This window comes from Ectobacillus ponti (assembly GCF_024294785.1).
GTDB classification, from domain to species: Bacteria; Bacillota; Bacilli; order Bacillales; family Bacillaceae_G; genus Ectobacillus; species Ectobacillus ponti.
Genome location: NZ_JANCLT010000001.1, coordinates 546198 through 561060 on the forward strand (window position 1 = coordinate 546198; position 14863 = coordinate 561060).

Consider the following 14863-nt stretch of genomic DNA (forward strand, 5'->3'; position numbering starts at 1 on the left):
CGTCCTTCCCCTCTTTTCATCGAGGAAGGATGCTCCAGGGTGTAATTCATGACCATCTTTGCACTGATTCGCACCAACCATCAGCTCTCTGGGGCAGGGAAATGCTCACTACTGAATCCTTTCAACGCTCAAATATTGGATATATGTATTATATATCATTACTCACAAAGAAATGTCAAACATGTTTTGAAAATAACAGCAGTTGCAGGCTTACAGGTAAAAAGCCTGAGCTGTATGCTCAGGCCTTTTTGGTCAGACCATTACGGTCTTAGTCTTCCAGCGTGGACAGGTCGCCTGTTGGAAGGTTCAATTCCCAAGCCTTCAGGACACGGCGCATGATCTTACCGCTGCGTGTCTTCGGCAGCTTGTCGCGGAACTCGATTTGGCGCGGCGCGGCATGCGCTGCCAAGCCTTTCTTCACAAACAAACGGATATCTTCAATCAGCTCTTCGGATGGCTCATAGCCGTCACGAAGCGCGATGAACGCTTTAATGATTTCACCGCGGACAGGGTCAGGAATCCCGATGACGCCCGCTTCCGCAACTGCCGGGTGCTCAACCAGCTTGCTTTCTACTTCAAATGGACCTACGCGCTCGCCCGCTGTCATGATGACATCGTCGATACGGCCTTGGAACCAGAAGTAGCCGTCCTCGTCCATATAGGCGGAGTCACCGGATACATACCAGTCGCCAGGCATGAAGTAAGACTCATACTTTGCAGGATTGTTCCAAACCGCGCGCATCATGGAAGGCCAGCCCTTTTTAATGGCCAGGTTGCCCATTGTGTACGGCGGCAGCTCGTTGCCTTCGTTATCCACAATTGCGGCTTGTACACCTGGAATCGGCTTGCCCATGGAGCCCGGACGAATTTCCATGCAAGGGTAGTTACAGATGAGCTGAGAGCCCGTTTCTGTCATCCACCAAGTATCATGAATGCGAAGGCCGAATACCTTCATGCCCCAGCGGACAACCTCAGGGTTCAATGGCTCGCCTACGCTCAAAATGTGGCGCAGTGCAGACAGGTCATACTTCTGCAGCGCGGAGTCGCCCGCACCCATCAGCATCCGGAATGCAGTCGGCGCGCTGTACCATACTGTCACACCGTATTCCTGCAGCGTTTGGTACCAGGAATCAGGGCTGAAACGGCCGCCGAGGATGACATTGGATGAGCCTGTCAGCCATGGCGCGAAGATGCCATAGGATGTACCTGTTACCCAGCCCGGGTCAGCTGTACACCAGTATGTATCCTCCTCTTTCAGGTCCAACACCCACTTCGCAGTTTGATAGTGTTGAATCATCGCATTCTGTACATGCAAAACGCCCTTTGGCTTGCCTGTGGAGCCGGATGTATAATGAAGGATCAAACCGTCTTCACGGCCGAGCCATTCTACCTCAAGTTTATTGGATGCCTGCTCAAACAATGGATTGAACGCAACAACCTTGCCGCCCTCTTCCACCTGATCACCAACGAGGAATACCGTTTTCAGAGAAGGAAGATCATTGAACGGCACACGGGACAAGAGTTCAGGCGTTGTAATCAATACCTTTGCATCGCTGTCTTCCAGACGGTCGCGGACTGCCGCTTCCATGAAGGCTTCAAACAAAGGACCCACGATGGCGCCAAGCTTCAGCGCACCGAGAAGTGCAAAGTACAGCTCAGGGGAGCGCGGCATAAAGATGAATACCCGGTCGCCTTTTTCGACATCGCCGTAAGACTTCAGCACGTTGCCGGCTTGATTCGACAAGTCCATCATTTCCTTAAACGTATACTTCTCTTTGCGTGTCGCATCTTGGTAGTAGAGTGCCACTTTGTTTTTCAGGTGGGATTTGGCATGACGATCAATTGCTTCATATGCCATGTTCACTCGGCCTGTTTCGTACCAGGAGAAATTCTTTTCTGTCTCTGCCCAGTCAAAGCTGCTGTAAGTCTCCTCGTAGCTTACCAGATTGCTGCTTGTTTTAATTACAGGAAGCGCTTCCACTTTCATTGTAACAATCTCCCTCCTTTATGGAATATACACTCTTTATTATAAATCATACAAGTTAAAATTTTCAGTATGTTCACAACATTTTTATACATTTTTTTTAATGACAAAATTCGATATACTCCGCACTTGAAATACGATACGATATGTATGCGAAGAGGTTCACAAGGCCTTTTGCCGAAGGTGGTGAGACGAATTGATTCACACGAAAATTTACAATGCGAAAACGTTGAAAACCCCAAAAGGCACAATCATTGTTGAAGGACCTGTATCCACACAAAATCTGGAGCATTATGACTTTCATCATGACCTTACAGCGTTCCGGCCTGCACCGCAGCAGCATCAGGCCATCATTGAAATATCCAGATTGCCGGAAGCGCGCCTGATCATCGCGCGCCATGAGCACATGATTGTTGGATATACAACCTTCCTTCATCCAGATCCGCTCGAACGCTGGTCAGAGGGAAATATGGAGAACTTGATTGAGCTTGGCGCAATTGAGGTGATTCCGGAATTCCGGAGCTGTTCAGTCGGAAAGAACATGCTGCAGGTCGCCATGATGGATGATCATATGGAAGACTATATCACCATCACGACTGAATACTACTGGCACTGGGATTTGAAGAGAACAGGATTGAACGTCTGGGAGTACCGAAACGCCATGGAGAAAATGATGAACGCCGGAGGGCTGGAATGGATGGCGACTGATGATCCGGAAATTTGTTCGCATCCGGCCAACTGCTTGATGGTTCGCATTGGCAAGCGCGTAGACCAAGAATCCGTGCAGCGGTTCGATCGTCTGCGCTTTCAAAATCGCTTTATGTACTAAGGGGGCATTTGCATGATTGTTGAAGAAATTATGAAATCAGATGCTGCAACGCTGCGCCCTTCCGACACGATTGCAACAGCACTGCGCATCTTAGCGTCCAAAGGCATCCGCCACATCCCAATTGTCAACGGAGAGAATGAAGTGGTCGGCATCATATCCGACCGCGATGTCCGGAGTGCCAGTCCGTCCATTCTGGATCAGAATGTATCCATGGCGGCCCTCGAACAGCCGGTTGAACGCATCATGACTGCACCTGTTATCACTTGTCACCCGCTTGACTTTGTCGAAGAAGTTGCTCACACGATGTATGAAAATAAGATTGGCTGTATGCCGGTCACCCGTGAAGGCAAGCTTGTCGGAATCTTAAACGAACCGACCGTGCTGCACACGCTGGTAGAGCTGACCGGCGCCCACCAGCCAAGCTCGCAAATTGAGGTTAAAGTGTTGAATGAACCAGGCATCCTGGGCAGGGTGGTTGCTGTCTTCAGCAATTTAAACATCAATATTGTCAGCGTGCTTGTCTATCCTGACAAAGACCCGATGCACAAGGTGCTTGTCTTCCGGATTCAAACGATGAACCCCCTCAAAGTCATTGATCAATTAAAGGACGAGGGCTACAGCGTACTGTGGCCGAATTTGACGGGGATCTCCTGATGAAAAACGTGTTTATTTACTCCGATGCCTTTCAGGGCTATCGCTTTAGCCCTGAGCATCCGTTCAATCATCTGCGGGTTAAGCTCTCGTTCGATTTGCTGCAAAAAGGGGGGTTCCTTCGTGAAGAGGACATTCGTCTGCCGCGCATGGCGACTGATGAAGAGATTGCCCTGATTCATGATTGGGAATATATTGATGCGGTAAAGCGGGCGGGAGAAGGAACACTTAGCAAGCAGGAGGGTATGCAGTTCGGCCTTGGCACGGACGATACCCCAATGTTTGAAGGCATGCATGAAGCGAGCGCGCTTCTCGTCGGAGGCACACTCACCGCAGTTGACTATGTGCTTGAGGGAAAAGCCGAGCACGCTTTAAATCTCGGAGGCGGCCTGCACCACGGCTTCAGCCGCAAAGCTTCCGGATTCTGTATCTATAATGACAGCTCCATTGCCATTAAATACATCCAGAAAAAATACGGGTTGCGCGTCATGTACGTGGACACGGATGCCCACCACGGAGATGGCGTCCAGTGGTCGTTTTATGATGACCCGAATGTTTGTACCGTTTCCATTCATGAAACCGGCCGTTACCTGTTTCCGGGTACAGGAGCCGTGAATGAAAGAGGACAGGGTGCAGGCTTTGGCTACTCGTTCAATGTTCCCTTGGATGCATTCACAGAGGATGAGTCCTTTCTCTACGCATACCGGACACTCATGCAAGAGGTTGCCGCTTACTTTAAGCCGGATGTCATCCTGACCCAAAACGGTGCAGATGCCCACTACCACGATCCACTTACACACCTTTGCTCCACGATTGACATCTACCGTGAGATTCCAAAAATCGCCCATGAGATCGCCCATCAGTATTGCAATGGCCGCTGGATCGCTGTCGGCGGCGGCGGCTATGATATGTGGCGCGTGGTGCCGCGGGCCTGGTCGCGCGTTTGGCTGGAAATGACCGGCAACCGTGATGTATCCGGTTACCTGCCGCCGGATTGGATTGAGGCATGGAAGGGACAAGCACCGGTGCCGCTCCCGCTGACCTGGGAAGACCCGCCTGACATGTATCAGCCGATTCCGCGCAAGAAGGAAATTGAAGAAAAAAACTACCTGTCTCTCACGAAATCTTTGGAAATCATCCGGAATAATATGAAAAATCTTATGTTATAAGAAAAGCGGCAGCAGCCCGCTTAGCCATCCGAAGAGAGGTTCCCCGGTCGAAAAGGCGCTTTTTGCCTTTTTGTGCCGGGGGGTTCTCCCTGGCAGATGGCTGGCTGCTGCAAGCTGGACACCAAGAAAAGCAGAAGCAGTCCCAAACAAAAAAACCCCTCGCCGGAGGGGTTTTTCTTATTTTGTAGAATTACGGAACTGAATGCGGTGCGGCAGCAAAACAGTATGGTCCGCCACTGTTTCCTTGTTCATATATTTTGTCAATAAACGCATCGCGACTGCACCAATATCGTACATCGGCTGTACCACTGTCGTCAGCTGCGGGCGTACCATCAGCGCGAGACGCGTGTTGTCGAAGCCGATGATTTCCAGGTCATTTGGAATATGGAAACCGCGGTCCTGCGCCGCATGAATGACTCCCAGCGCCATTTCATCGGATGCAACGAACACAGCGGATGGGCGGTCAGCGCCCTCCCACATTTTTTCGAAGGCTTCCATTCCGGAATCATAAGTGTAATCGCCCTCGGCTACAATTGCCTCATCGAAGGATAAGCCTGTTTCCTGCAGCGCACGCTGATAGCCTTGCATTTTCTTGTAGTTGACTGCCGCAGCGGCGTTTGGCCCTGTTACGAAGCCGATGCGCGTGTGGCCCTTGTCAGCCAACGCCTTTACTGCATCATAAGCAGCCTGTTCATAGTCGATATTGACGGACGGTGTTGCCAGCTGTTCGTCAAAGGAGGCCGCCAGCACGATTGGTACAGGAGAGCGTTCAAACTCATCCACATGCTCCTCTGTGATATGCTCACCCATGAACACAATTCCATCCACTTGCTTTCCAAGCATCGTATTTAACAGATGCATTTCTTTTTCTTTATTTTGGTCAGAGTTGCTCAAAATGATATTATACTTGTACATGGTTGCGATGTCTTCAATACCGCGCGCCAGCTCCGCATAAAAAATATTGGAAATATCAGGGATAATAACACCCACTGTTGTTGTTTTCTTGCTTGCCAGGCCGCGCGCAACTGCATTCGGCCGGTAGCCGAGACGTTCAATGGCCTCCAATACTTTCTTCCTTGTTGTCGGCTTTACATTCGGGTTGCCGTTCACCACCCGGGAAACAGTTGCCATGGACACATTCGCTTCGCGTGCCACATCATATATCGTTACATTCATTGTATATACTCCTTTTCCTCAAAGTCCTCTATGTACTCCTAGTGTTGGCAAAAGTCTATGAAAAAAAGACATCAAATCAGGCAGATGTCATACAGCAAACACTCTTGATTGCACTAATCCACTTTTCACATAAGTATGTACTGCTTTATCATACGATAAAAAAGCCGGTTCGAACAATATTTTCCCACAAATCCATTGAAAAAATTCTAATTGGACAGCGGCAACCACTAAATATTCGATAAAAAAAGAGGCTCCCGCACAAATGGCAGGAACCCCCATGTCTATTTAGGCATTCACAATGCGGAATGACTTCAGCTCGTTCATGAAATCGTGGAACTGTGGAATGTTCAATTGCTGCGCAGCATCTGACAGCGCAACCGCCGGGTCCGGGTGCACCTCTGCCATAACAGCGTCGGCACCGATCGCCATGGCAGCCTTTGCTGCCGGCAGCAGCAAGTCCTTGCGTCCTGTGGAATGCGTCACATCCACCACAACCGGCAAGTGTGTTTCCTTCTTCAGGATCGGCACAGCGGAAATGTCCAATGTGTTGCGGGTTGCACGCTCGTATGTGCGGATACCGCGCTCACAAAGGATAATTTGCCCGTTGCCTTGGGCAATGATGTATTCAGCCGCGTAGATGAATTCTTCAATCGTCGCTGCCAGACCGCGCTTCAAAAGGATTGGCTTGTTAACGGAGCCGGCCGCCCGCAGCAAATCGAAATTCTGCATGTTGCGCGCGCCAATTTGGATGACATCCACGTAATCCAGTGCCATTTCAATATCGTTCGGATTCAAAATTTCACTGACAATGGCTAAACCGTACTCGTCGCCGACTTGACGGAGAATCTTCAAGCCTTCCACGCCAAGACCCTGGAAATCGTACGGAGACGTTCTTGGCTTGAACGCGCCGCCGCGCATCATTTTCAAGCCTTGCTTCTGCATGGCTTCCGCAACCAGACGAACCTGCTCGTAGCTCTCCACGGCACATGGGCCCATAATGAAGTGCGGATTGCCGTCACCGATACGCTCGCCATTGACTTCTACAATTGTGTCCTCCGGCTTCTTCTTGCGGGATACAAGCAGCGCCTTGCGGTTGTCGTCCTCCTGCAATTCCAGACCCGCCTGGAAAATCTGCTTGAAGATATGCTGCAATGTGGATGTTTCGAACGGACCATCATTATGCTCTGCAATCAAATCAAGCATGGTACGCTCGCGAATCGGGTCGAAGCGCTTCACACCTTGTACTTCCTTACATTTGCCGACCTCTTGGACAAGACGGCCGCGCTCATTCAGAAGCTCCAAAATTTTCAGGTTTGTTTCATCAATCTGCTGGCGTAATGTTTCTAAATCCTTGGATGACAAGATAAAGACCCCCTCATGTATAATTGAGATGTTGTTGCCGAAATTGCGATATTTTATTATACAAGGACAGGTTGTCCTTGTCATGTCCGATGCCTCCGTATGGAATGGATTACACATCAAGCTGTATAAAATATCTATTTTTCTTATTAAATAACAGAAATGACCAATCGTCAATAATTTTTTAAAAATTCAAAAATCAGACCGGACTGGTCTGATTTTTGCTTAGGAAATATGCTCTTGCAGGGAAGCTTTTGTAATGCGCCAGTGAGACTCATGCCAGGCCACGTTGCCGTCCTTGACAAACAGCACCTGCGGCGACTCATGGCGGATGCCGAACCGCTCCGCAATTGCATTGGAAACAGGGCGTGCATCCTGCACATACAGATAAAAAATTGGAATGCCGCTTTGCTGTTCCGCATAGGCGCCAAATTCTTCAAATGCCCCTTGGCTGATCGGGCATGTCAGGCTGTGTTTAAACAAAATGCAGGTTGGATGGTCAGCCAGCACCTGCTGCAGCTGTTCGGTTGATGTCAATTTTGTTCCCTTCACTCTACTCACCTCTTGCTCTTGTTGGAAGCCGCTTCTTGCTCTTGTCCTCTACTGTTTCCTCAATCACTTCTTTATTCTTTCTGCGGAGCTTGCTGTACAGCTCTACGGCAGCTGTCCCCCACTGCACCACTTGGGCCACCTTATCGGCGTTGTGCTCCGCTTCACGCGCAACGGAGGTTGTAATGCCGCGCAGCTTGCCGTTCAGCTCCTGAATGGTGTCGCCGATGCCCTCGACAGAGCGCACCACCTTATTCAGCGATTGCGACTTCTGCTGCATATCTTCCGCTAAAGCGTTTGTTTTATGTAACAGTTGCTCGGTCTCGTATGTAACGCCCTTCAGCTGTTTTTCCAGCCCGGCTGTTGTTTGTGCCAAATGCTCCAGGGTCACCCGCAGAGCGCTTAAGGTCCGGTTCAAGTAAATGACCAGAACCGCAAACGCAATCGCTGCGACAGCGGCGCTGATATACAATAAAATCTCCATTACAGTTCACTCCCTTGCTTCCATTTGTTCTCATTATACATTATTCTGTCCGGGATTCTAGCTGTACAATACTTTTTTATCACAGCCTGCCGCAGCGAAATAGTAAACAAACAGAATAAAATCGGTTACAATAGGAGTGATTCCAATACAAAGGATGTGTACATATGAAAGACCCACGCATTGAAACATTAGCGCGAAATCTCATTACCTACTCCATCAAGCTGCAGCCCGGCGAGAAGGTTTTAATCGAGAACTTCGGCCTGCAGCGCGAGCTGGTGACAGCGCTCGTCAAAGAAGCCTACAAGGCTGGCGGCCATCCATTCGTATCCCTGAAGGACCATCAGGTGGACCGTTCACTGCTCATGGGCGCAACTGAAGAGCATTTTGCGCAGATTGCCGAGTTTGAAGCGAATGTCATGAAGAACATGGATGCATACATCGGACTGCGCGCCGGTGATAACGTGAATGAGCAAGCAGATATTCCGAGTGAAAAGATGAAAATCCACGGACAAACAGTCGGACAAAAGGTGCACCGCGAAATCCGTGTGCCGAAAACACGCTGGGTGGTGCTGCGCTATCCGACAGCTTCCATGGCACAGCTGGCCAAAATGAGCACCGAGCAGTTTGAAGACTTCTACTTTGATGTCTGCAACCTTGACTACGGCAAAATGAGCGAGGCGATGGACCACCTCGTGGAGCTGATGAACCGCACAGACAAGGTGCGCATTACCGGAGAAGGCACAGACCTGGCTTTCTCAATCAAGGATATCCCGGCCATTAAGTGCGCGGGCGAAATGAACATTCCAGACGGCGAAGTTTTCACTGCGCCAGTCAGAAATTCTGTGAATGGCGTTGTTACGTATAACACACCATCCCCTTACAACGGCTACACCTTTGAGAACGTGCGCTTGACCTTTAAGGATGGACAAATTGTGGAAGCGACTGCCAATGATACAGACCGTATCAACAAAATTTTCGATACGGATGAAGGCGCGCGCTTTATCGGCGAGTTTGCCATCGGGGTGAATCCGTATATCTTACATCCAATGGGCGATATTCTCTTTGACGAGAAAATTGACGGAAGCTTCCACTTTACGCCGGGACAGGCGTATGACGAAGCCTACAACGGCAACAACTCCAACATTCACTGGGATCTCGTGTGCATTCAGCGTCCAGAGTATGGCGGCGGCGAAATCTACTTTGATGGTGTTCTCATCCGCAAGGACGGCCGCTTCGTAATCCCGGAGCTGGAATCTCTGAACCCGGAAAACCTGAAATAACAGAAAAGAGGATGCCGCGGCATCCTCTTTTCTGTAGGCTGTTTTCTAAGGGATTGCTGCTCCCATCAGTCTGCAGCCATGCACATATTGCCAAAAACCGTTATAAAAAGATGTAGTATTACAAACGGCACAAATGTACAAAAGAGCCGCTGCCGCTCCAGGATCATCTCATCGGCAGCAAAGGCGCCTGCGCCTCATATCCAAAGCGCTGCCGGACAGCAAGGGAAATGCCCCCAGCGATGGCACGCGCCATTTCATATATGACATGTAAACTTGTGTAGGACAACGACCGCATCACATTCTCGCTTTCCTCCATCACCACTCCCATCAGGCTTACATCTCCGGCAGCCGGAAGCACGGTGCCGATGCCGCTTCCCGGCTGCAGCGCACCCGGGCGGACCATGATTTGGTGCAGGTACTGCTCCGTCCCGGCAATGCTGTCAACCGCCAGCAGCAGCCCGTCAGCCGGAACGGCCAGGCGCTGCAGCGTTTCCTTCAAATTCAAGGCGTCCACCGGCTCGCGCAGACTGCCGACAACCGTTAAACGCTCCGGATACAGACCCTGCAGCAGCGTGCCGACAAATGGGCCGAGGCTGTCCCCATTCACCCGGTTGCTGCCGATACAGAGGACAGTCAGAGATTGGAGGTGCTCCGGCATACAGGCAAACAGACGATTGCGGATCAACAGCGGTGCCAGCGCATGGTCATATGGAATCGGGTGCATCTCTCTCATCCTTTATTTATAAGATGTAGAAACTATTCGCCGCGGCGTGTGGAATCCCCTTTTCTCCGCATAAGAAAAGGGCGCCGCACCGGGCCCCCTTCCTTTATTGCACCTTCACTTCTTTTTCATAGGCTGCTTCAAATTTCTGAATATCGCCGGCTCCCATAAAGATGAGAACGCCATTCGTATATTTTTTCAGAACCTCCGTAGTCATCACGCTGATCAGCTCTGCACCGTCAATGCGCTGCTGCAGATCACGGATGGAGAGCTCCCCCTGATTTTCGCGGGCTGAGCCAAAGATATCGCACAGGTACACCTGGTCTGCCTTGGACAAGGCTTCCGCAAACTCATCGAGAAACTTCTTCGTGCGCGAGAAGGTATGAGGCTGGAAGATTGCCACGATATCGCGTTCAGGGTACTTTTGTCTTGCCGCTTCAATGGTTGCGGTGATCTCCGTCGGATGGTGGGCATAATCATCAATGATTACCTGTGTCCCCACCTTCTTTTCGCTGAAACGGCGCTTCACTCCGCCAAAGGTCAACAGCTGCTGCTGTACAATTTCCACATCGATATTTTCATAGTGACAAAGCGCGATGACTGCCAATGCGTTCAGCACGCTGTGATTGCCGTAGCCTGTAATTTGGAAGGTACCGTAATACGCATTGCGGACAAATACGTCAAATCTTGTTCCATCTGTCCCCTTTTGGACGTTGCGGGCCTGGAAATCATTATCTTCCCCAAAGCCGTAGAAGATGACAGGTACTTTTGCTTGAATTTGCTGCAGCTGTTCATCGTCGCCGCAGGCAATGATGCCTTTTCCAACCTGCATTGCCATTTCTTGAAACGCGCTGAATACATCATAAATATCTTTAAAGTAATCCGGATGGTCAAAATCAATATTCGTCATAATTGCGTAATCCGGACGATATGACAAGAAGTGCCGGCGATACTCACATGCTTCAAACACAAAATATTTGCTGTCTTCTACACCTTTTCCTGTTCCGTCGCCAATCAGAAAAGACGTCGGATGCGCTCCTTGGATGACATGCGACATAAGGCCTGTCGTGGACGTTTTTCCATGGGCGCCCGACACAGCAATTGTCGTGTACTGGCTCATAAAGTTTCCAAGGAAGTGATGATAGCGGTATACCGGCAGCCCAAGCTGCAGCGCTCTCTGAATTTCCTCATGTGTATCCGGGAAGGCATTGCCGGCAATGATGACTTGCCCCTCTTCGATATTCCGTTCATCAAACGGCAGAATGGGAATGCTGCGCTTCTCAAGCTCCGCCTGTGTGAAGAAGTATTTTTCCACGTCCGACCCCTGTACAGCGAACTTCATATCATGCAGGATTTGTGCCAGAGCGCTCATGCCCGTACCTTTAATCCCTACAAAGTGATAAACTGTCATTTTAAAGAACCTCCAACATCTCTAACTCATACAACGGCCTATCTAAGACAGTATATGATGCTTTCATCCATTTTGGGAATATTCTTGCGTTTTCTTCATAAACCACGTGAATTAGTTTCTATGCACAACATAGCTATTATAACAAAAACGGCTAGGTTATACCATGAGCGGAAAAACCTTTTGTTTTATACAAAAACTGTTTTTTTGCGGGGCTGCCGCTCCCGCCAGTCCATGGTTGCACCACCTGTGCATACAAAAAAACTGACGGGAAATCCGTCAGTTTTTGAGCTCCACAACCTCTTGCGCCGTGAGTTCCACCCGCTCAAGACGCGGATTGGGCCGGTATTTGCGGCCTGCTTTCGCTTCAGGCTTGCCATTCAGCTCTACATTATCTCCCGTAAAGCCAATTGTAATTCTCAGCAGGCTGCCTCCCACGCCGTACATGTCCACAGGGACATTTTGCGCTTCAAAAGAGCGGATGCGCTTTTCATCAAAGCCGCCGCTCACGACAATCTTCACATGCTCGAAGCCTTCTGCATCAAGCGCTTCGCGCAGGGCAAAAATGAGCGGCGCATTGGCGCCCCGCGGATCGAACGTGCCCAGTACTTCCGGGTGGCGGATAAAATACTGGTCGATCATGGTCCGCGACGTATCTACCCGGACGCCCTTCAGCGTCGGCCCAAACTCGCGGGCTACACGCAGTGCATCTGTGATGACATCATTATTATAGTCTACGAGTACAAGAAGGTCATCCTCCGGGAACTTGTGATGGTAGGCACGGGCCGCTTCCACGACATCGCCGCCGAACATTTGAATCAGCGCGTGCGGCATCGTGCCCATTCCGCTTTTGCCCCACCATTCGTTCATCGCATGGGTGGCCTGTCCGATGGTGCCGCCAATGAAGGCTGCATAGCCATCGCCGGCCTGCTGGGTGAAATGATCATCACGGTCTCCCATGAAAATCACGGGCTTTTCCTCACGGCCGCTGCGGGCAGCCTGCACCACATTATATACGTTTGTGGCAACTGAGGTGCGGCGCGCCAAAATGCCGTCTATGACACCCTCCAAATAGCCGAAGTCTTCATATCGTCCTTTAATGGTCATCACCGTTTCAAACGGGCTGATCATATCGCCGTCACGCAGAGAATGGATTTCCAGGTCCTCCGGATGGGCCGCGAAGGTTTGCAGCAGGGCGATGACTTCGTCAGTCCCGCACAGCACCGCGTGCTCCTTTTGGAAAAATTGCATGGTTACGACTGTATTTGGACGAAACTCCTTGATAATGTCCCGTGTTTTCAAAAAATAGACAGCGGAGAACCAGCCTTCCCCCACGCGCTCATCAAATTTAAACGTGCGGTTGGTCAAACGCTTCAATTTTCCTTGCAGCTTCAATTCTATTTCTTTCATGTCAGCGACTCCCTATTCATCCTCGTCATTTCTGCTTAGTATACAATATTTCAAGCATTCATATCCTGCAATGCCTGCAGTTCTTCCTCCGTCATAAGCACATCGCGCGGCTTAGTGCCCCTTGCTTGTGAAATAATGCCCTGATTCTCCATTTCCTCGATGAGGCGTGCCGCACGATTGTAGCCGATGCGGAACTGCCGCTGCAGAAGCGATGTGGAGGCTCCGCCCTGCGCCAACACAAACTGGCATGCTTCATAAAACAGTTCGTCCTCCGTTTCCAGACGGTCGGCCTGCTTCAACAGCTCATCCTGGCGGAAGAGATAGTCCGGCTTCATCTGCTCCTTCACATGCGCCACAGTATGCTCAATTTCATCGTCGGATACATACACACCCTGGACACGAAGCGGCTTGGCTGTCCCGTTTTCCAAAAACAGCATGTCGCCCCGGCCGAGCAGCTTTTCTGCACCGGCAATGTCAATGATGGTCCTTGAATCCACCTGCGAAGAAACAGTAAACGCAATCCGGGTTGGGATATTCGCCTTAATTAAGCCGGTGATCACATCCACGGAAGGCCGCTGCGTGGCAACCAGCAGGTGAATCCCGCAAGCCCGCGCTTTCTGGGCAATCCGGCAAATGGCTTCCTCGACGTCTGCCGGAGACACCATCATCAAATCGGCCAGCTCATCAATGACAATCACGAGGTAAGGCAGCTGCTCCCCCGGTACATTCCCCAGCTTCACCATATCGTTATAGCGGCCCAAATCGCGGGCGCCAACATGCGCAAATGTCTCATAGCGGCGCTCCATTTCCTCTACAGCCCATTTCAAGGCTGCTGTGGCGGCCTTCGCATCCGTGATGACAGGCGAGACAAGATGCGGTACGGCATTATAAGGCGCCAACTCCACCATTTTCGGGTCAATGAGCATAAGCTTCACCTCATGCGGCTTTGCCTTATACAAGATGCTGGTCAGAATTGCGTTGATGCACACGCTTTTTCCCGATCCGGTCGAACCGGCAATGAGTCCGTGCGGCATCTTGCGGATATCCGTAACAATCGGCGTGCCGCTGATGTCAAGTCCGAGCGCAACCGTAAGCGGCGACCCGCTCTCCGCAAAAGCAGGGCTTTGTAAAATATCACGCAGGAACACCGGCTTGCTTTTTCGATTTGGCACTTCAATGCCAACCGCATTCTTGCCGGGAATCGGCGCTTCAATCCGAATATCGCGGGCAGCCAGATTCAGCTTAATGTCATCTGCCAGATTCGTAATTTTATTTACCTTCACACCCGGCTCCGGCTGCACTTCAAAGCGGGTAACCGATGGGCCTTGCGTCAGATGAACAACCTTTGCCCCGATATTGAAATTACGGAAGGTCGTATCCAGCAAGTCCCGTTGCCCGTCCAGCCACTCCTCATCATTGTCCGTTGAAGCCGGCGGAGATTGCAGCAGGTCGACCGACGGCATGGTGTATACAGCCGGCTCAACTGCAGCAGGCTCTTGTGCTTCTCTTGGATCTTCAGATGGGACCGGCTCTTCAAGAGGCCGTGGCTTTGGCTGCGCCTGCAGCCGGAGCCTGTCCTGCTTCAGCATGATGACATTGTACGGTACAAAGCGCTTTTTCTCGCGCGGCAAGCCGATTGCCGACGGCTGCTCCTCTGTTTCCGGTTCAGCAGGCGCAAGCTCTTCCTCTGCTTTTGCAAGCTCCTCCGGTTCCGCTTCTTGCTCTGCATATACCTGAAGCTCTTCCTCTGCTTCTGCAAGCTCTTCCGGTTCCGCTTCTTGCTCTGCATATACCTGAAGCTCTTCCTCTGCTTCTGCAAGCTCTTCCGGTTCCGCTTCTTGCT

At 50.8% G+C, this 14863-nt stretch carries 13 protein-coding genes and 1 other annotated feature (1 of these 14 running past the window's edge); of the genes, 4 read left to right on the forward strand and 9 right to left on the reverse strand.

What is annotated here, in order from left to right; genetic code table 11:
- Window positions 1-134 (reverse strand) — a binding site (T-box leader); it reaches 81 nt to the left of the window's first position.
- Between the two features lie 134 nt (window positions 135-268).
- Window positions 269-1987 (reverse strand): acetate--CoA ligase, encoded by a 1719-nt coding sequence (gene acsA / locus NK662_RS02820; RefSeq protein ID WP_254757130.1) that lies wholly within the window; start codon window positions 1985-1987, stop codon window positions 269-271.
- 193 nt (window positions 1988-2180) lie between these two features.
- On the opposite strand from acsA, the gene NK662_RS02825 reads away from it, so the two are divergent.
- Genes NK662_RS02825 through NK662_RS02835 form a run of 3 tightly spaced genes read left to right on the forward strand, consistent with a single transcriptional unit; the run spans window position 2181 to window position 4633 of the window.
- Window positions 2181-2813 (forward strand): GNAT family N-acetyltransferase, encoded by a 633-nt coding sequence (locus tag NK662_RS02825; protein WP_254757132.1) that lies wholly within the window; start codon window positions 2181-2183, stop codon window positions 2811-2813.
- A 12-nt stretch (window positions 2814-2825) separates the two neighbouring features.
- Window positions 2826-3467: an acetoin utilization AcuB family protein gene (locus NK662_RS02830; protein ID WP_254757134.1), complete on the forward strand. Its 642-nt coding sequence runs from the start codon at window positions 2826-2828 to the stop codon at window positions 3465-3467.
- Window positions 3440-4633, forward strand: a complete 1194-nt coding sequence (locus tag NK662_RS02835) for an acetoin utilization protein AcuC (protein ID WP_368736047.1) — start codon at window positions 3440-3442, stop codon at window positions 4631-4633. Before NK662_RS02830 ends, NK662_RS02835 begins: the two co-directional genes overlap by 28 nt.
- 177 nt (window positions 4634-4810) lie before the next feature.
- Here NK662_RS02835 and ccpA read toward each other — a convergent pair whose 3' ends face one another.
- From ccpA to NK662_RS02855, 4 genes are all read right to left on the reverse strand, one after another.
- Window positions 4811-5809 carry a catabolite control protein A gene (ccpA, locus tag NK662_RS02840; protein ID WP_254757138.1) on the reverse strand — a complete coding sequence of 333 codons (999 nt, stop codon included), beginning with the start codon at window positions 5807-5809 and terminating at the stop codon, window positions 4811-4813.
- Window positions 5810-6094: 285 nt separating this feature from the next.
- Window positions 6095-7171 carry a bifunctional 3-deoxy-7-phosphoheptulonate synthase/chorismate mutase gene (locus NK662_RS02845; protein ID WP_254757140.1) on the reverse strand — a complete coding sequence of 359 codons (1077 nt, stop codon included), beginning with the start codon at window positions 7169-7171 and terminating at the stop codon, window positions 6095-6097.
- A 222-nt stretch (window positions 7172-7393) separates the two neighbouring features.
- A complete protein-coding gene (ytxJ, locus tag NK662_RS02850) occupies window positions 7394-7720 on the reverse strand; it encodes a bacillithiol system redox-active protein YtxJ (protein ID WP_254757142.1) in 327 nt (108 codons plus the stop codon).
- A 1-nt stretch (window position 7721) separates the two neighbouring features.
- Window positions 7722-8201 (reverse strand): DUF948 domain-containing protein, encoded by a 480-nt coding sequence (locus NK662_RS02855; protein WP_254757144.1) that lies wholly within the window; start codon window positions 8199-8201, stop codon window positions 7722-7724.
- A 164-nt stretch (window positions 8202-8365) separates the two neighbouring features.
- Here NK662_RS02855 and NK662_RS02860 point away from each other — a divergent pair, with 164 nt between their 5' ends.
- The gene (locus NK662_RS02860; RefSeq protein ID WP_254757146.1) at window positions 8366-9481 is read left to right on the forward strand and encodes an aminopeptidase; all 1116 of its coding nucleotides are present in this window, start codon (window positions 8366-8368) and stop codon (window positions 9479-9481) included.
- 163 nt (window positions 9482-9644) lie between these two features.
- Here NK662_RS02860 and yyaC read toward each other — a convergent pair whose 3' ends face one another.
- The 4 genes from yyaC to NK662_RS02880 form a co-directional block, all read right to left on the reverse strand.
- Window positions 9645-10205 (reverse strand): spore protease YyaC, encoded by a 561-nt coding sequence (yyaC, locus tag NK662_RS02865; RefSeq protein WP_254757148.1) that lies wholly within the window; start codon window positions 10203-10205, stop codon window positions 9645-9647.
- Between the two features lie 103 nt (window positions 10206-10308).
- Window positions 10309-11613: a UDP-N-acetylmuramate--L-alanine ligase gene (gene murC, locus NK662_RS02870; protein ID WP_254757150.1), complete on the reverse strand. Its 1305-nt coding sequence runs from the start codon at window positions 11611-11613 to the stop codon at window positions 10309-10311.
- Window positions 11614-11889: 276 nt separating this feature from the next.
- Window positions 11890-13020 carry a nicotinate phosphoribosyltransferase gene (locus tag NK662_RS02875; protein WP_254757152.1) on the reverse strand — a complete coding sequence of 377 codons (1131 nt, stop codon included), beginning with the start codon at window positions 13018-13020 and terminating at the stop codon, window positions 11890-11892.
- Window positions 13021-13070: 50 nt separating this feature from the next.
- A partial coding sequence (locus NK662_RS02880) for a DNA translocase FtsK (protein ID WP_254757154.1) occupies window positions 13071-14863 on the reverse strand: 1793 nt, incomplete at its 5' end.